The organism is Sediminispirochaeta bajacaliforniensis DSM 16054 (genome assembly GCF_000378205.1).
Classification (GTDB): domain Bacteria; phylum Spirochaetota; class Spirochaetia; order DSM-16054; family Sediminispirochaetaceae; genus Sediminispirochaeta; species Sediminispirochaeta bajacaliforniensis.
The window spans coordinates 59,423-75,436 of sequence record NZ_KB899414.1; the positions used below are offsets into that span (position 1 = coordinate 59,423).

Consider the following 16,014-nt stretch of genomic DNA (forward strand, 5'->3'; position numbering starts at 1 on the left):
GTAACAGCTCCCCCTTAAGTATAATCAACCCACATGAAGAAATACGTATTCGTCACCGGCGGAGTATGTTCCAGCCTGGGCAAAGGAGTCGCAGCGACTTCTCTCGGCAACCTTCTCGAGAGTAGAGGGTTGCAGATTCGTATGGTCAAGATCGATCCGTACATCAATGTTGATGCCGGAACGATGAGTCCCTTTCAACACGGTGAGGTTTACGTCACCGACGACGGCGCGGAAACCGATCTGGATCTCGGAAACTACGCTCGTTTCACCAATGCTCCTCTCTCAAAGGTAAACTCCATAACCACCGGCCAAGTCTACCAAGAAGTGATAAAACGGGAACGGGAAGGCCGTTACCTCGGTCGAACCGTACAGGTAATCCCCCATATCACCGACGAAATCAAGCGAAGGATCTATCTTGCAAGTGAAGATCCCGAGGTGGATGTTACCATCATTGAAATAGGAGGGACGGTTGGTGACATCGAATCCGTCCCATACCTGGAAGCAGCCCGTCAGTTCATTCACGATCTCGGAAAAGAGCATGTACTCTTTGTTCATCTCACGCTCATACCCCTTACGGTAGGAGGAGAGCTCAAAACAAAGCCGACCCAGCACTCGGTAAAAGAGCTGCTGGAAATAGGTATCCAGCCGGACATCCTTCTTTGCAGGGCTCCTTACGCCCTTGAAGATGAGATGATTCGCAAAATCAGCCTCTTTACAAACGTGGAAAAAAGAGCCGTTATTTCGGCTTATGACGTAAAGACCACCATCTATGAACTGCCGATTGTGTTCCATCAACAGCATCTCGACGAAATCGTGTTGGAAAAATTCGCCATTGAATGCAAAGACGCTGATCTTCGCTGCTGGACCAGAATGGTCGAAACAATTAAGAAGGCAAAAAGAACGGTAACGATTGGTGTGGTCGGCAAGTATATCGAGCTCCACGACTCCTACAAATCGGTCTACGAGGCTCTGGTCCACGGCGGTATAGCCAATCAGACCAAGGTCGTGCTTCGGAAAATCGACAGTGAAGAGATCGAAACCAATGAAAAGGCAGCCGAACTTCTTGCAGGCATAGACGGCCTCCTTGTTCCCGGAGGCTTTGGAGAACGCGGTATTGCAGGGATGGTCAAGGCGGTCAAATGGGCCAGGGAAAATAAGATTCCCTGTTTCGGTATCTGCCTCGGAATGCAAGTCATGGTCATCGAATACAGCAGATCGGTACTTGGCCACGACGATGCAAATAGTACCGAATTTTCCCACCAGACGACCTACCCCGTTATCAGCCTGCTCGAAGAGCAGATTGACGTAAAGGCCTACGGCGGAACTATGCGACTGGGCAGGAGTGCCTCGAAGCTATGCTCGGGAACGATGATATCCAACATCTATGACACCGAACTCATCTACGAACGCCATCGGCACAGATACGAGGTAAACAACACCCACAGAAAGGAGCTTGAAGAAGGAGGCCTCATCATTGCAGCGACCACTCCCGAAGATGAGCTGGTTGAATCGGTTCAGTGGCCTGATCATCCCTGGGGAATTGGGGTACAATATCATCCCGAATTTAAATCAACACCAATTCTTCCGCATCCCCTCTTTTCCAGTTTTATCGGTGCAAGCCTGAAACATGCGGAAGTTGAAAAGAAATAAACAAAGTCCATATATCAAGGGAAGGGGGCTTCTCCTTCCCGGCTTTTTTCGTGTTTCCGCTCTTCTCTTCATTGTATTGATCGTTGCCGCTTGCTCGGTGGACTACGAAAAGGCAAAAATGGCCGAAGACCTTGGAGAAGAGACGCCGGAAACAGTCATGCATGGTTTTAGGCAGGCAAACGTCATAGGCCATCACACTGTGTACGAAATAGAGGCTACTCAGGTAGAAAGTTATCCTCGCCAGAAGGTTCTAAAATTATCGGATGTTGCGCTTCGGGAATTCGATCAAAACGGCGATCAGGTATTCCTCAGTACGGCGGGGAGGATGAAGTATGATCTCCGCGAAAAACGTATCGATTTGGAATCGGGGGTAAAAATTCTCAAAACAAATGAGAACGGTTCTACGAAAATTGATGGAGAGGCTTTTTCCTTTGATGAAAAGGAAAAGCTGATAACGGCCCCCCCCGCCTCCCTGGTACGCTTCTCCGATGAAGAGAGTGGAGGAGAGTTGACGGGACGCGGCTTCTCGGCGGAAACCGACAGTGGAACGATCCGCTTCAGCGGAGGGGCATCGGGAACATACGGAGAGGACCCCCATGAGCCGTAAGACGTTTTTATCCCTCTCTCTTTTTTTGGTCATCCTTGCTCCCCTGGTCGCGGCGACCGAGGAAGAGAATACAGATAAAGGGAATTCTTTTTCCTTTAGCGGGAATACAACCACCATTACCCTCCAGGAGGGAGAGCGGAAAACGGTTCTTAGCGGAGATGCCCGCATCACATTTGACGAAACAAGCATAAAAGCCGATGAGATTACCCTTTCGGGCCCGGATTTCCGTTATATCGAATGTACGGGGGCTGTCCTCATGGAGGATACAGAAAAGGGGATTACATTAAAAACAAAGAAGCTGCTACACGATCGAACCCTTCGCCAAACACGGGGCAGCGGCTATACCGAAATTGTCGATGCTGAAAACGAACTCAGCGCCCGTTGTTACTACTTCGAACAGGAGGAGGAGACCGAGACAATGGTGCTTCAGGTGGGGGTGCGTATCGACACAGTCAGCGCCGGGAAAGCAGTGGTGTGCCAATCGGAGCTTGCCCGCTATAACAGAGGGGAAAAAAGCCTTGAGCTGATCGGTTCTCCGTCCGTAGAATGGAAGGGAGACGAATACCAGGCCGACAGGATTCTGATCAATATGGGAAACGACACCATTGTCATGGAGGGATCTGTGTCAGGCTCTCTTACCGAAGAAGAGGAGAAGGCAGAGTGAATCAGTCTCAAAGCCCGCAATCGGATATATTACGAGTGGAGGGCCTTGTCAAACGCTACGGAAAGAAAAAGGTGGTATGTGACGTAGGGTTTTCCATGAAACGGGGAGAGATCGTGGGACTGCTGGGGCCGAATGGTGCCGGAAAAACCACCATCTTCTACATGATTGCCGGTTTCCTCACCCCCTCGGCAGGAACTATTTTTCTGAACAACGATAAACTCACCCGTTTGCCCATGTTCAAGAGGGCCAGAAAGGGCATCAGCTATCTCCCTCAGGAAGCATCTGTATTTCGAAAACTCAGTGTCGAAAACAATATCATGGCTATCCTGGAAACAAGGAAAAAACTGAGCAGGCGAGAACGATTATTGCGCCTGGAATCGCTGCTCGATGAATTTGGGATTCAGGCAATACGAAAGCAGCCTGCCTATACCCTCTCTGGAGGAGAACGCAGGAGGACAGAAATTGCGAGGTCCCTGGCCATCGATCCAAAATTTCTTCTTTTGGACGAACCCCTTGCAGGAATCGATCCCATTGCCGTACATGAAATTAAAACCATTATTCGGGGTCTGTCGGAAAAATCCATTGGAGTTTTGATAACCGATCACAATGTCCGCGACACCTTGGAGATTACCAACCGGGCATACATTATCAACAGGGGAGAGCTCGTCGTGAGCGGAGACAGGGAGACCCTTCTGAACGATCCCATTGCCCGTCAGATCTATCTCGGTGATTCCTTTCGCATGTGAATGCAGCATTGACAATTACCACTACCAGTAGCATCATACAGAAGTCGTGCAGTATCAGAAACCGGTATTAATACAGGAACAGAGACTCAAACTGAGCCCCCAGATGCTTCAGTCTATCCAGTTGATGGCCCTGCCGATCACCGAGCTTAAACTTCGTATAGCAGAGGAAATTGAACGGAACCCTGCTCTTGAAGTGCTTGAAGATCGTTCGCAGGTGAGCTACGACGAGATTGATCATTCTACAAGGTCTGAGGAGTACGATTTTTTCGAAAATAGTTCTGATCCCGGCTATTCGGAAAGCTACGACAGCGAAGCTTCGGATGCAAAGCAGAAATTTCTCGAAGGCGCCATTGCCCGCTCCGAGTCTCTCCATGATCACCTTTTGTGGCAGCTGCGGCTGCAGCCCCTCGACAAGGAAGATTTTGCCGTTGGGGAAAAGCTTATCCTCAATCTCGATGACAATGGGTTTCACATCGAACCGATAGAAGAACTTTTTCAGGATTCCGAACGCCAGCGGGTCCGACGCATGATCGCTCTTATCCACGAGTTCGAACCGACGGGAATCTGTGTGGCCGACTTTCGTGAGTCCTTGCTTCTTCAGATTTCTCTTGATCCGGAAGCCCCACCCTATGCAGACGACATTGTTGCAGACTATCTTCCCGCACTGGAGAAAAACAGGATACAGGAAATTGCCCGGGACCTTTCCGTTTCTGTCCAAGAGATAGAAGAGGCCGTTGCCTTTATTCGCCGCCTAACCCCCTTCCCCGGACGCCTCTACAGTAATGAAACACCCCACTATGTGGTCCCGGATGTTTCGGTACGCTTGGAAGAGGGAGAGTTCAAGATCTATCTTAACGACATAGAGATTCCGGTCCTTGGCATCTCCGCATTCTACGCGGGCCTGCAAAACGGAAAAAAACATCATACCGCGGAACATGAGAAATCGGCTCAAAAATTTGCAGGCGATCATGTACGTGAAGCCGAATGGTTTATCAACTCGATACGGCAAAGAAATCGGTCGCTCATGAAAATAGCAAAAGCGATTATCGAATTTCAACGGGATTTTTTCCTAAAAGGCCCCAAGTACCTTGTGCCTCTCACCCTGAAAGACATTGCGGAAGAGGTTTCGGTTCACGAAACAACGGTCTCCCGCATTGCCAATGCAAAGTACATGCAAACCGAATGGGGAATCTATCCCATAAAGTATTTCTTCACGAACTCCATCAGCGGAGCAGGTTCTTCCGGTTCCCGTTTCTCAAAAGAAGGCGTAAAAGAGATGATCCGGGAAATTCTGGAAAACGATACCGGCAAGAAACGGCTTTCCGACCAAAAAATCAGCAACCTCTTGAAAGAGAAAGGGGTCTCCATAGCACGGCGTACCGTAGCAAAATACCGAAACGAACTCAATATCGATTCCTCCTTTGACCGCTAAGTTTGATTTTCATCATAGAAATACTTATCCTGTATATAGAAGAAACAGCTGAGGAGGTTCCTATGAATCTGGAAATCAAAGGTGTTCATTACGATGTAAGTGACAGTACGAAGGAATTTATCACCAAGAAGCTGGAAAGAGTTGATTTTGCAAAAGAGTATATGGTCGATCTTGCCATCACCATCACCAAAGAAAAGCCGGGATATACGGTAGAGGCATCGGTCCATTTTCGTTGGGGGCACTCTTCACATGTAACGGCCCCCCCGACACATGAATTGTATGAAGGAATAGAACAAATGATCGATAAACTCGAGCATGTTGTACGAAAAGAGAAAGATAGGATCAAAGACCATCCCAAACCACAGGATGACGTGATAGAATAGGAGGCCATGAGAAGCTATACGGTATTAGACCTTCTTGATCTTGATCTGAAGGAACATAATGCCCTCGATTTGAGGTGCATAGGAGGGAGGCCCGGTCTTGCCCGTACCATCTCGGAACAGGAAATTAATCGGCCGGGTCTTTCTCTCAGTGGTTATTTTGAAGAATTCGCAAACAACAGAATCCAACTATTTGGAATGGGTGAGGCATCGTATCTCACTAAGCTCGAGGCTGAGAATCAGATGGAAACGGTAAATAAGATGTTTACCTATCCTATTCCCTGTGTCATCTTCACTCATGGCAACCAACCGGGAAAACGATTTATGGAATGTGCGGAAAAGTCCGGCTGCCCGGTACTTCAGACGCACCTTCCGTCCGGTGAGTTCAGCATGCGGCTCATGCGTGCGCTCAACGACATGTTCGCACCGAGAAAATCGATTCATGGGGTTCTTGTCGAGGTATACGGTATCGGTGTGTTGCTTTCTGGTGACAGCGGCGTAGGCAAGAGCGAGACGGCATTGGAGCTGATCGAGCGAGGTCACCGCCTTATTTCCGACGATATGGTGGAAATCCGTTGTATGAACGGAAACATCCTTATGGGGGCCGGCAGGAATCCGGTCCTTGCCCACCACATGGAGATCCGCGGTCTCGGAATTATCAACGTCAGTAATCTTTTCGGTGTCGGAGCGATTCGAGATAAGAAACAAATTCAGCTTATTGTGGAGCTGGAGGAGTGGGATTCTTCAAAAAATTATGACAGAATTGGTACGGGAGAGATGTCACGGGAAATTCTCGGTGTTAAGGTTCCGCTTCTGCAGGTTCCGGTAAAGCCGGGACGAAATATCCCGATTATCATCGAGACGGCGGCTATGAATGAACGCCTGAAAAAGATGGGTTACCATTCTGCTCAGGAGTTTAACCAGAACGTCTTGAAGTGGCTGGAGAGTGAGAATGCCCGGAACCTCTATTTCAACAAAAAGGATACGTTTTAGGAACACCGATGATTGAGAAGAGCGTTACTATCATGAACCGTGCGGGAATTCATGCACGACCGGCGGCCCTTATTGTGCAGACCGCCAATAATTTTACCTCTGACATTTTTTTTGAAAAAGAAGATGTACGCATAAACGGAAAGTCTATCATGGGAATCATTACCCTTGGTGCCGGTTATAAAAGCACCCTGCAGGTTATTGCCGATGGGGACGATGAACAGGAGGCCGTTGATGCCATCGTCCGGCTCTTCGAAAATCGCTTCGAAGAGGAATAGGAAACGCTCAGCGACCGGACTGTTTTGGTGTATGCTGTTTCTGCTTGTTGCTCAGACAGCTGCAGGCCAAGGAGCACTGTTGACGGCTCGATTAAAAGGCGATGTCGCGGTTGTGTCGTTAAGTATGGTAGAGGCCTCAGAAAAACTTCTCGTAAAGAGTGCTTATGATGGGCAAATGGCTCAGGTTCGCTTCGACCTGCGAATCTATCACAAAGGGAAGGGTTTCCTCGGCATTGCGGGGGATAGAATCATCCGGGAAAAAAGTATCGAACAATATGGCCGCTGGGATCCCTTTTCCGGTCGCTTCATCATTACCGATACCGAAGGCCACCAATGGACCACCCCACGTGCCGAAGAATATACAAGAAGGCTGCTTTCCCTTTCAGATACGGTCATTACGGGGATAGCCCGGGACGAGGAGTCGTATCTTCTGGCCAGGGTAGGCTTGAAACGGGTAAAGCTTCAGGTCCCTTTTAATCTTCTGGATCTTTTTCTTCCCGAAACAAAAATTGTAAGTCCCTGGGTCCGATGGGATTTCAATTTCGGGGAGCAAAGTCGATGAAGCAAAGACGAAAAGGCGGAGACCTTCCCGTGGCCTCCCTCTCCGCAATAGCATTCCTCTATCTTTTCCTTATCGGTTTGCTTCTTTTTTTCTCCCGTCAGGTTCTTCAGGATCTGGCAGAGGGAGAGACCCTTACCCGTTTGGTCTTCATCCCCCTCGGTATTGCACTACCTATCTTTCTCTTTTTCTCTTTTGCCATCCAGTTCTTTCGTCTCATCCGGGATAATAGAGAAGGCCGACCGGGAAGCCGGTTCAAAACACGGCTTACCGGTTTCTTTCTTTTCATCACGCTTTTTGCCTCAATTCCCCAGGGGATTCTTACCATCACCTTCATCTCATCTGCCCTTGAGGCGTGGTTCAATACAGAAATGGAAGATGCTCTCGAAGGAGGTCTTTCGGTCGCACTGCGCTATAACAACGAAGCGGTGGCAGAATTGGAATCACTCTCCACTTCACTGGTTTTCGGCAACATGCTGGAAGCCGACGAAGGGTATGGAGAAGCGAAACTGTGGCACTCTTTGACGGCAATCGCTCCGGAGCTTTCGGGACTCCAGCTCTTCGATACGGATGGCCGGTCGATCGCCTTCTTTGGTGCGCCGGAAGCAATGATCAACGGCCCCTTGCCGGAGGGACCCGAAGGGGCCGTCGGAAGATATCAGGCAGGGGGAAGGACCTATCTGCGGGCACTAAGAAAGTACCCTGTTTTCCGGAAGGAAGAGGTCCATACGGGCCAGGCATTGCTCACCAGAGCGATGCCGGTGGGCTTCGAAGAGGATGGAAAGGCTCTCACCGATGCCATTCAAGTCTTCGGCCAATACCGTTCCTACCGTTCTTCCTTCTCGATTGCCCTTATTCTGCTCTATACCATCTTTGCCGTTCCCCTTCTTTTGATAGCCCTGCTTACTGCATTCCATACCGGTAACGAAATTGTTAAACCGCTGGTACATCTCGAAGAGGCCATGAGGAGGGTGATGGAAGGTGACTATTCCATCAGGCTTCTTTCAGAAGGGCGCGACGAGTTATCAATATTGGTAACCTCGTTCAATGAGATGCTCTCCGAACTGGAACTCTCAAGAGCGAAACTGCTGCAAACCGAAAAGGTAACGGCCTGGCAGGAGATTGCCCAAAGGCTTGCTCATGAAATAAAAAACCCTCTTACCCCCATCAGACTTTCTGCGGAACGAATTCTCAGAACCTATCATAATAGTCCTGAACAGTTGGGAAGAATCGTCGAACGGTCCGTCGACTCCATCATACAGGAGGTAGATGGACTTACCACCATGCTGCAGGAGTTCAGAGACTTTGCACGGCTTCCCGCACCCCGCCTTAAAAACATTGCATTATTGCCTCTCATCGAGGAAGTCGCCGCTATCTATGCTCCTGTATATCCCAATACGGATTTTAGCATTGCCTCCCTGGATCCGAATGCAACAATCTCGGCCGATTCGGCACAGATCAAACGTGTTTTCTCAAATTTACTGAAAAATGCATTTGAGTCGGTGGCGGATAAAGAAAGGGGAAAGATCACCGTCGGAAGCGATCTTGTCAGAAAGGGGAATACCCATTACTGTAGGATACATATTGAAGACAACGGCGGAGGCATTCCGGAGCACCTGAAAGAAAAGGTGTTTCAACCCTACGTCACAACGAAAAAAAACGGTACAGGACTGGGCTTACCCATTGTGGAGCGTATCATTGCCGACCATAGGGGACAAATCTGGTTCGAAACAGAAATCGGCGTAGGAACAACCTTCTTTTTAGATCTGCCGACGGAGAATTCCTAAATGAAAGAGCATACTATCCTGATCATCGATGATGAACCGGGCATCCGAGCGGTTCTCACCGACATTCTCGAAGACGAGGGGTACTCGGTCCGAAGCGCGGGAGACGGCATTGAAGGTCTTTTAATGCTTGACGATGGCGGTGTCGATGTGGTGATCCTGGACGTATGGCTGCCGAATAAAGGCGGTATCGATGTTCTCAAGGAGATCAAAGAAAAGCAGCCGGAAGTGGAGGTCATTATCATATCCGGCCATGCCAATATCGATCTTGCGGTCAAGGCCGTCAAGCTTGGGGCCTTCGATTTCCTTGAGAAACCGCTTGCCCTCGAACGCGTCATTACCATTACGAAAAATGCCCTTGCAATCGAGAGCCTAAAAAAGGAAAACAAACGTCTGAAAGCGGAAATAGCCCCCGAGGATGAGATGATCGGGAGCAGCAAGGCAATAAACGCCGTACGGGAACGGATTGAGCAAAGTGCGCCAAGTGACGCAAAGGTCCTGATAACAGGAGAAAACGGGACAGGGAAAGAGCTGGTAGCACGTCAGCTGCATAGATTGAGTAAGCGATCGAACGGCCCCTTTATCGAGGTAAATTGTGCCGCCATACCGGATACGCTTCTTGAAAGTGAATTATTTGGTCATGAGAAGGGGGCCTTCACCTCAGCCGTTGCCAGGCGGAAGGGAAAATTCGAGATTGCCGACGGGGGTACACTTTTTCTCGACGAAATTGCCGATATGAGCCTCAGTGCACAGGCAAAGGTGCTGCGGGTGATACAGGAACAGAAATTTGAGCGGGTCGGAGGAAACGAATTACTCAATGTGGATATACGGCTGATTGCCGCCACAAACCAGGACATTCAGGAGGCCATAGCCTCAGGAGCCTTTCGCGAGGATCTCTTCTACCGCCTCAATGTCGTACCAATCGTTGTGCCTCCTTTGCGGGAACGAAAAGAAGACATTCCCCTCTTGTGCAGTTATTTTCTTGAAAAGTTTTCCGTAAAGGAATCTATCCGTTCCATCTCGGCTGCGGGAATGGAGTTGCTTCTTGCATATCGTTGGCCGGGAAATGTCCGGGAATTGAAAAATTTCGTCGAACGTATTACGATAATGAGTGATGAAGAAGAGGTCTCTTCGGAAACTGTCGGCTTTTTTCTCAATGAAAAACGGAAAACTGTTCGGCCGGAAGAGATGAAACCCTTTGCCGGAATGAAACTTTCCGAGGCCAGGGATGCCTTCGAACGCCGTTTTATCGAAATGAAATTGAAAGAGCACGAATATAATGTCAGTAAATGCGCGGAGGCTATAGGCGTCTATCCTAGTAATCTCCATGGAAAAATAAAGAAATTTGGGATAGAGCTGAAGCGATGAAAGAACTAACGGAACGACAGCAGGAGGTCCTCGGTTTTCTCGGTTGCTTTATAGAAGAGCATCAATATCCTCCGACGATGCGGGAGATCGCCGCCCATTTTGATATCTCCGTGAGGGCTGCATATGATCATATCAAGGCACTTGAGAAGAAAAACGCTATTCGGACCGATCTTAACCGCTCCCGTGCGATTGAGGTGCTCAATCGTGAAGTCTCTCCCGAAGCCCAGCCGGAGCTGATAGATGTTCCTCTTTTGGGAAATGTTGCGGCAGGTCAGCCTCTTATTGCCGAGGAAAACTGTGAGCGGGTATTGAAGATTCCCGCATCGGCACTTCGTCCGGGAAGATATTTTGCACTCAGGGTCAAGGGTGACAGCATGCTGAACGCCGGCATCCTGGACGGCGATACGGCGATCATACAGCAAACGGAACAGGCACGAAACGGGGATATCGTCGTTGCAAGGGTCAACGACGAAGCTGTTACGCTGAAACGGTTTTATCGGGAAACAAACAGAATCAGATTGAAAGCGGAAAATCCTGTTTATCCGCCCATCTTTACCCAGCACGCCAGAATTCTCGGCAAACTCTGTTTTATTATTCGGGATTACACCTGATGGCTGCAAAAAAAGGCTCGATTCCTCCGGCGTTTCTTCTTCTTGGACCGGAAGAAGGAGAAAAGGCATCTTTCATAGCAGAGATAAAAAAGCGCATTGCGGCGGAAGATCCCGGCTATGAATCCACACGTTTTTATCCTTATGAAACGGAAATCTCAAGCATTGTCGGAGTCTTGCGAAACGGTTCCCTCTTTTCCAGCAAAAAAGTGGTGATCCTCCAAAACGTGGAGGCGGTCAAGCGGGATGATGCTGCGCTCCTCGGGGAATATCTTAAGAATCCTTCGGCCGATGCTACATTGATCATGGTAAGCAACGGTATGGAGCGGGACATTGCCAAGGCTATAGCCTCGGCCGTTCCCAAAGAGCATAAGAAAATGTTTTGGGAACTCTTCGAAAATCAAAAACGCTCTTGGCTGGCAAACTATTTTGGACGACAACAGATTGAGGTAAGTCCGGAAGCACTGGACCTCATTCTCGAATTGGTGGAGAACAATACCCGTGAAATGAAGATTGCCTGTGATCAGCTCGCTCTTCATTTTGGTCCCGGCAGCTGTATCGACGAAGAAGATGTGGATGCCTTTATCTTCCATTCCAAGGAAGAAAATGTTTTTACCCTTTTCGCCAAAATAGGCGAATGTGATTTTTCCGGCGCCATCGAAACCCTTCGGAAACTGCTTCTCTCGGGTGAGGGGAATCCCATACAGCTTTTTGCAGGGCTCTTATGGCAGTTCAAGCGGCTTCTAAGCCTTTCCGGCCTGACAGACCTTCAATATGCACCACAAGAGGCCTGTACCAAGGTGGGGATCCGAGGTAAACGAAACCAAAGTAATTACATTGTTGCCAACAAAAACTACTCAACCGATGAACTAAAACATATTATCGTGCTTATCGCCCGCTTTGACTCTCTGGTCAGAGAAACAAGGGTGGAAATGCAAACGGTTCTTACCGAACTCTTTCTTTATTATGTCATCATAAAAAAGGGTGCGGTACCCGAAGCCTACTGCGCCATAGGGAACCGCACCGCATAAAGCTCATTAATTGCCTTTACGGGGCGAGTAGCGAGCCGTCGACAAGGTCTTCATAGCGATATTCGGTATCGATGAGAGAGTGGGACAGCAACCACCTGACAACCTCACGGACCTCGTTCTCGGCAGGGGGACGGGCAGGGGTATAGGAAGGAAAGTGGAGTACTCCCCTGACACCTTCGGGAAAGCCCATTACCTTGATGATATCGTCAAGCTCGGCTTCCGAGAGTTCCCCATTCAGATAGGTCACGGCATGGTTGTAGGCACCAAAAAAGGCCTTTATTTGATCGGCTCTTTTGTTTCTGGCATCGGAGGAGAAGGCAAGAACTCCCGGGTTAATACCAAGTCTCTCTGCGGATCCAAGCACCGTTGCACCCGATGCTACGGCAGATGAGGCCAGAGGCTCCGGCAGGGTTGCCCCCGCGAGCTTCCCACTGTTGAGCATCTCCAGTCGTACGGGAATCTGCGGGATCGAAACCCTTTCAATGAAGTCCGAATCCTTTCCCTCGGCAGCAAGGATTCGATCGGTGGAATATTCAATAATCGTATTTCGGGATAGGGCAACATTTTTTCCTTCCAAGGCGTCAATGCCCTCAATGCCGAGGGCACTACTCCCCAAAAGTACATAATCGCCATCGGTTTTTGCCACCGCGGCGAGGTGAAAGCCCCCCTTCCTGGCAAAGGCGACGGCAAGCAAATCGGAAACCGCACCGTCGATCTCTTCGGCCTGAAGGGCTGCATCCCGATTCATGGGGTTCTTAAAGGAGACAAGTTCGACATCAACCCCAGCATCCTTGTAATACCCCAGCTTTTCAGCCATCACAAGCGGAACGGAATCGACATCCGGCATGATACCGATTCTCAGAGCCGACGCCCCGTTCCCATCTGCTTTTTCGGAAACCCCGCCTGCAAAAAGCGGAGATACCGAACACAACAATATGGCCGCCGTCGACAAGGCGGCATAGACAACCTTTCTCATAGTTCTTCTCCCCAGGAGTGTATAAGTTCTCTTCCGACTCCGAGCTGTTCCATGACCCTTCCCACGGTCTGCAAAACAAGCTCTTCAACGGTGGTCGGGTGATGATAAAAACCGGGAGTCGGAGGCACAATAACGGCACCAGCCTCGGCAAGTGTTGTAAGATTTCTAAGATGGATAAGGTTCATGGGACTCTCCCGGGGAACAAGGACCAAGGGACGCCGTTCTTTCAAGGTGACGTCGGCCGCACGGCCGAGCAGGTTTGAGACTGCTCCGGAAGCGAGAGCACCCAGGGTTCCCATTGAGCAGGGGACGATGGCCATGCCCTCACAATGAAAACTGCCGCTGGCAGGAGCTGCAAAAAAATCATCAGGCTCATGGACGATGAAACGTCCTACGGTACCGGGCTTATCATTCTCTTCTTCGGCCCTGTTCAATATTTCGTCGATGGCTTCATCAAGTCCCATACCGATCTCATAGTCGAACACCTTGAGGCCGTTGGCAGAAGGTAGCACATGGACCTCGACGCCCCTCTTTACCATTGCTTCCAGCAACACTCTGGCATATACGGCACCGCTGGCACCGCTTATTCCGACAAGATATCGTTTCAAAACAAACCTCCCCGCAATAGGAAATCACCGACAACGGCGATAAAAAAGACAAGGCCCACAATCTGGTTCACGGTATAGGACGCAAAGAATACCTTTTCGAGCCACCCGGGCCGCACAAGACGATGCTGATAGAGGAACAGTCCCCCAATCACTCCTACACCAAGGTAATAGAAAAGCCCAAGGCCGACCACTATTCCGAATCCAATCAGCAAAAGTAGTGTGAAAAAATGCGCAACAGCAGCAAAGACGAGGGCAAGGGTAACGCCGAAGACTGAAGGAATTGAATAAAGCCCCACAATCCGGTCATGTTCGGCATCGCTGGTGGCATAGATGATATCGAAGCCCATGACCCAGAGGGCATTGGCGGCCCCGAGAAGAAGAACCTGCCAGGAAACAGCCCCGGTAACGGCCACCCACCCTCCCACAGAGGCAGCGGCACAGGTGGCTCCAAGAAAAAGATGACAGAGCCAGGTAAATCGTTTAGTAAAGCTGTACAGAAGGAAAAGGGCTCCGGCCAAAGGAAGAAGATAGACACAGGTACGATTCAAACGAAAAGCGGCAAAGACAAGAAGACCGAAGAAAAAGAGGGCGAGGAGTGTCGCTTCCGCAAGAGAAACCGTGCCTGAAGGAAGGTGTCGCCCCGCTGTTCTCGGATTCTCCGCATCGATCTTCCGATCAACGATTCGGTTCACGGCATTTGCGCTATTCCTGCCCCCAAGGAATGCAACGACCACCCACAGCAGTGTATTCCAACCGGGAAAGCCCTTTGGAGTAGTCAGCGCCCCTGCAAGGGCAAAGGGAAGGCTGAACACGGTATGGCTGAACATCACCATTCGCCCGTAGACAAGCAGCCTGTTTTGTCGTTTTTCTGCTCTCAAATCCCGTATTCCTTCCATCGTTGATTGACAAGGGCACGGATATCCTCGCTCATGGTGATTTCATCTGGCCAAAGCCTATCGTGGCCCTCTTCGGGCAGGGTTTTGGTGGCGTCGATTCCCAGCCTGGTCCCGTAATGGGGCAGGGGCGAGGAGTGATCGAGCGCATCCAGGGGCCCTTTACTCAAAACCAGGTCCCGGGATGCATCGATATTGTTGAACACCTTCCAGGCAACCGTAGAATAATCGTCAGGCTTAACATCTTCGTCTACCACGACAATCATCTTGGTATACATCATCTGCCCCATTCCCCAGAGGGCATTCATCACCTTACCGGCGTGGCCCGGATATCGTTTTTTGATGGAAACGATAACGCAGCCGTGGAAAACCCCTTCAAAGGGAAAGGAAATATCGACAATCTCCGGCAACTGTAACTTTATCAGAGGCAAGAAGAGACGCTCGGTTGCTTTTCCTATAAAGCAATCCTCCATGGGCGGCTTGCCGACCACGGTGGCTGGATAGACGGGATGCTTTCGCCGGGTCATACGTTCAAGATGAAAGACAGGATACTGGTCCGCCAAGGAGTAATACCCTGTGTGATCACCAAAGGGCCCTTCGGTCCGAAGGGGTTCCGCGGGATCAACATACCCTTCAAGTATGAACTCCGCCCCCGAGGGAACACGAATATCGTTGCTTCGGCACTTGGTAGTGGTAACGGGAAGGCGGCGAAGGAAACCCGCAAAGGCAAGCTCGTCGATTCCTGAGGGAAGCGGGGCTGTCGCCGAGTAGATGATCGAAGGATCGCAGCCGAGAGCAACCGAAACGGGCATCTTCTCTCCCCGCATGCGATATTTCTCCCAGAGCATACGCCCGTCCTTGTGAAGGTGCCAGTGCATCCCGGTGGTAGTTTTGTCGAAAACCTGCATGCGATACATCCCCATGTTCTGCTGTCCGGTATCGGGATCCATGGTGATGACCAGGGGAAGGGTAAGAAATCGCCCCGCATCTCCGGGCCAGCAGGTAAGCACGGGAAGCTTATCCAGATCAGGCTCCTCCTCCACCGCCTGGCAGGGAGCGGTCGCCGAACCGAGGGGAAAGACCGCCGCAAACCGGGAAAGATCGGGAAGGGATCGAACGGCTTCCAGGGGATTACGGTAACGGGAAAGATCGAAGATCTTATTCATACTCTCTTCAAGCCGATCAATCGAATCGACTCCCAGGGCGAGGGCCATTCGCTTCATGCTACCGAAAAGATTAATGGCTACCGGAAACTCGGCCCCCCGGGGATGCTCAAAAAGAAGGGCCGGCCCTTCGGCTTTCACCACCCGATCGTATATTTCGCTTATTTCGAGATGGGGATCCACTTCTGCGGAAACCCGCTTCAGTTCCCCCTGTTTTTCCAGGGTCGATATAAAATCCTGTATGCCTTTATATGCCATGAGTGCACTCCGATTATTC

At 50.2% G+C, this 16,014-nt stretch carries 17 protein-coding genes; 13 read left to right on the forward strand and 4 right to left on the reverse strand.

Annotated features, from left to right (window positions below; all coding sequences use genetic code 11):
* Positions 1–33 precede the first annotated feature (33 nt).
* From F459_RS0109865 to holA, 13 genes are all read left to right on the forward strand, one after another.
* Positions 34–1,650 (forward strand): CTP synthase, encoded by a 1,617-nt coding sequence (locus F459_RS0109865; RefSeq protein ID WP_020612564.1) that lies wholly within the window; start codon positions 34–36, stop codon positions 1,648–1,650.
* On the forward strand, positions 1,628–2,257 hold the full coding sequence (gene lptC / locus F459_RS0109870) for an LPS export ABC transporter periplasmic protein LptC (protein ID WP_020612565.1): 630 nt from the start codon (positions 1,628–1,630) through the stop codon (positions 2,255–2,257). Before F459_RS0109865 ends, lptC begins: the two co-directional genes overlap by 23 nt.
* Positions 2,247–2,921 carry a hypothetical protein gene (locus tag F459_RS0109875; protein WP_020612566.1) on the forward strand — a complete coding sequence of 225 codons (675 nt, stop codon included), beginning with the start codon at positions 2,247–2,249 and terminating at the stop codon, positions 2,919–2,921. The genes lptC and F459_RS0109875 overlap by 11 nt, the downstream gene beginning before the upstream one ends.
* The gene (gene lptB / locus F459_RS0109880) at positions 2,918–3,667 is read left to right on the forward strand and encodes an LPS export ABC transporter ATP-binding protein (RefSeq protein WP_020612567.1); all 750 of its coding nucleotides are present in this window, start codon (positions 2,918–2,920) and stop codon (positions 3,665–3,667) included. Before F459_RS0109875 ends, lptB begins: the two co-directional genes overlap by 4 nt.
* A 46-nt stretch (positions 3,668–3,713) precedes the next feature.
* Positions 3,714–5,099, forward strand: a complete 1,386-nt coding sequence (gene rpoN / locus F459_RS0109885) for an RNA polymerase factor sigma-54 (RefSeq protein ID WP_026294982.1) — start codon at positions 3,714–3,716, stop codon at positions 5,097–5,099.
* A gap of 62 nt (positions 5,100–5,161) precedes the next feature.
* On the forward strand, positions 5,162–5,482 hold the full coding sequence (gene hpf, locus F459_RS0109890) for a ribosome hibernation-promoting factor, HPF/YfiA family (RefSeq protein WP_020612569.1): 321 nt from the start codon (positions 5,162–5,164) through the stop codon (positions 5,480–5,482).
* Positions 5,483–5,488: 6 nt separating this feature from the next.
* Positions 5,489–6,472 (forward strand): HPr(Ser) kinase/phosphatase, encoded by a 984-nt coding sequence (gene hprK, locus F459_RS0109895; protein WP_020612570.1) that lies wholly within the window; start codon positions 5,489–5,491, stop codon positions 6,470–6,472.
* Between the two features lie 8 nt (positions 6,473–6,480).
* Positions 6,481–6,747: an HPr family phosphocarrier protein gene (locus F459_RS0109900; RefSeq protein WP_020612571.1), complete on the forward strand. Its 267-nt coding sequence runs from the start codon at positions 6,481–6,483 to the stop codon at positions 6,745–6,747.
* Between the two features lie 31 nt (positions 6,748–6,778).
* A complete protein-coding gene (locus tag F459_RS0109905; protein ID WP_020612572.1) occupies positions 6,779–7,309 on the forward strand; it encodes a hypothetical protein in 531 nt (176 codons plus the stop codon).
* Positions 7,306–9,093, forward strand: coding sequence for a sensor histidine kinase (locus F459_RS0109910; RefSeq protein WP_020612573.1), 1,788 nt, complete (start codon positions 7,306–7,308; stop codon positions 9,091–9,093). The genes F459_RS0109905 and F459_RS0109910 overlap by 4 nt, the downstream gene beginning before the upstream one ends.
* Positions 9,094–10,458, forward strand: coding sequence for a sigma-54-dependent transcriptional regulator (locus F459_RS0109915; protein ID WP_026294984.1), 1,365 nt, complete (start codon positions 9,094–9,096; stop codon positions 10,456–10,458).
* A complete protein-coding gene (lexA, locus tag F459_RS0109920) occupies positions 10,455–11,069 on the forward strand; it encodes a transcriptional repressor LexA (protein ID WP_026294985.1) in 615 nt (204 codons plus the stop codon). Before F459_RS0109915 ends, lexA begins: the two co-directional genes overlap by 4 nt.
* On the forward strand, positions 11,069–12,097 hold the full coding sequence (gene holA / locus F459_RS0109925; protein ID WP_020612574.1) for a DNA polymerase III subunit delta: 1,029 nt from the start codon (positions 11,069–11,071) through the stop codon (positions 12,095–12,097). The genes lexA and holA overlap by 1 nt, the downstream gene beginning before the upstream one ends.
* A gap of 16 nt (positions 12,098–12,113) precedes the next feature.
* Here the strand turns inward: holA and F459_RS0109930 are convergent, their stop codons facing one another.
* The 4 genes from F459_RS0109930 to F459_RS0109945 are packed head-to-tail and all read right to left on the reverse strand — an operon-like array spanning position 12,114 to position 15,995.
* The gene (locus F459_RS0109930; RefSeq protein ID WP_020612575.1) at positions 12,114–13,073 is read right to left on the reverse strand and encodes an ABC transporter substrate-binding protein; all 960 of its coding nucleotides are present in this window, start codon (positions 13,071–13,073) and stop codon (positions 12,114–12,116) included.
* The gene (locus F459_RS0109935) at positions 13,070–13,681 is read right to left on the reverse strand and encodes a UbiX family flavin prenyltransferase (protein ID WP_020612576.1); all 612 of its coding nucleotides are present in this window, start codon (positions 13,679–13,681) and stop codon (positions 13,070–13,072) included. Before F459_RS0109935 ends, F459_RS0109930 begins: the two co-directional genes overlap by 4 nt.
* Positions 13,678–14,559: a 4-hydroxybenzoate octaprenyltransferase gene (locus tag F459_RS0109940; RefSeq protein ID WP_245540139.1), complete on the reverse strand. Its 882-nt coding sequence runs from the start codon at positions 14,557–14,559 to the stop codon at positions 13,678–13,680. Before F459_RS0109940 ends, F459_RS0109935 begins: the two co-directional genes overlap by 4 nt.
* Positions 14,556–15,995 carry a menaquinone biosynthesis decarboxylase gene (locus F459_RS0109945; RefSeq protein WP_026294986.1) on the reverse strand — a complete coding sequence of 480 codons (1,440 nt, stop codon included), beginning with the start codon at positions 15,993–15,995 and terminating at the stop codon, positions 14,556–14,558. The genes F459_RS0109940 and F459_RS0109945 overlap by 4 nt, the downstream gene beginning before the upstream one ends.
* Positions 15,996–16,014: the final 19 nt, after the last annotated feature.

Excerpts from the sequence above, each read along its gene's own strand:
- F459_RS0109865 (WP_020612564.1), top strand. The coding sequence starts at position 34 with ATGAAGAAATACGTATTCGTCACCGGCGGAGTATGTTCCAGCCTGGGC.
- lptC (WP_020612565.1), top strand. The coding sequence starts at position 1,628 with ATGCGGAAGTTGAAAAGAAATAAACAAAGTCCATATATCAAGGGAAGG.
- F459_RS0109875 (WP_020612566.1), top strand. The coding sequence starts at position 2,247 with ATGAGCCGTAAGACGTTTTTATCCCTCTCTCTTTTTTTGGTCATCCTT.
- hpf (WP_020612569.1), top strand. The coding sequence starts at position 5,162 with ATGAATCTGGAAATCAAAGGTGTTCATTACGATGTAAGTGACAGTACG.
- hprK (WP_020612570.1), top strand. The coding sequence starts at position 5,489 with ATGAGAAGCTATACGGTATTAGACCTTCTTGATCTTGATCTGAAGGAA.
- F459_RS0109900 (WP_020612571.1), top strand. The coding sequence starts at position 6,481 with ATGATTGAGAAGAGCGTTACTATCATGAACCGTGCGGGAATTCATGCA.
- F459_RS0109905 (WP_020612572.1), top strand. The coding sequence starts at position 6,779 with ATGCTGTTTCTGCTTGTTGCTCAGACAGCTGCAGGCCAAGGAGCACTG.
- F459_RS0109910 (WP_020612573.1), top strand. The coding sequence starts at position 7,306 with ATGAAGCAAAGACGAAAAGGCGGAGACCTTCCCGTGGCCTCCCTCTCC.
- F459_RS0109915 (WP_026294984.1), top strand. The coding sequence starts at position 9,094 with ATGAAAGAGCATACTATCCTGATCATCGATGATGAACCGGGCATCCGA.
- lexA (WP_026294985.1), top strand. The coding sequence starts at position 10,455 with ATGAAAGAACTAACGGAACGACAGCAGGAGGTCCTCGGTTTTCTCGGT.
- holA (WP_020612574.1), top strand. The coding sequence starts at position 11,069 with ATGGCTGCAAAAAAAGGCTCGATTCCTCCGGCGTTTCTTCTTCTTGGA.
- F459_RS0109930 (WP_020612575.1), bottom strand. The coding sequence starts at position 13,073 with ATGAGAAAGGTTGTCTATGCCGCCTTGTCGACGGCGGCCATATTGTTG.
- F459_RS0109945 (WP_026294986.1), bottom strand. The coding sequence starts at position 15,995 with ATGGCATATAAAGGCATACAGGATTTTATATCGACCCTGGAAAAACAG.